Annotated in this window: 1 protein-coding gene; it reads right to left on the reverse strand. The window is 71.9% G+C overall.

From position 1 onward, the window contains the following. Positions 1–726, reverse strand: a 726-nt coding sequence (locus tag FV218_RS22475; protein ID WP_147711610.1) for an SIS domain-containing protein, incomplete at both ends; no start/stop codon positions are given.

The following is a 726-nucleotide window of genomic DNA, read 5'->3' on the forward strand; positions in this document are numbered from 1 at the left end:
TTCAGGGCGCCTTCCAGGGCCATCGGGTAGCTGGTGCCGCGCCCCAGATAGAGCACGTCGCGGGCCTTCGACACCTCGCGGGCCAGGATCTCGATCTCGCCCTCGCGCTTGGTCGCCTCGGCCATCAGGCCCGGCACGGTGATGAGGGCGTCCACCAGTGCGCGCTCGCGCTCGGCGCTCAGGGTGCCGCGGGCCCGGCCCGCCGCGATGGCGAGGCACAGGAGCACCGTGAGCTGGCACGAGAACGCCTTCGTCGAGGCCACGCCGATCTCGGGGCCGGCCAGGGTCGGGACCACGGCGGAGGCCTCGCGGGCGATGGTGGAGGTTGGCACGTTGACCACCGCCAGGGTGTGCTGGCCCTGGGCCTTGGCGTAGCGCAGGGACGCCAGGGTGTCGGCGGTCTCGCCCGATTGCGAGATCACCAGGGTGAGGCCGTCGCGGTCGAGGGGCGGTTCGCGGTAGCGGGCTTCCGAGGCGACGTCGATCTCCACGGGCAGGCGCGCCAGGGTCTCGAACCAGTACTTGGCGACGAGGCCGGCGTAGTAGGCGGTGCCGCAGGCGGTGATGGAGAGGCGCGAGAGCGTGGCGAAGTCGAACGGCAGGTCCGCCGGCAGGGCGACGCGGCCGTTGGCGAGGTCGACGTAATGGGCCAGCGTGCGGCCGACGACCTCCGGCTGCTCGTGGATCTCCTTGCCCATGAAGTGGCGGTGGTTGCCCTTCTCGACC

Origin of the sequence: Methylobacterium sp. WL69 (assembly GCF_008039485.1) — a bacterium.
Lineage (GTDB): Bacteria > Pseudomonadota > Alphaproteobacteria > Rhizobiales > Beijerinckiaceae > Methylobacterium.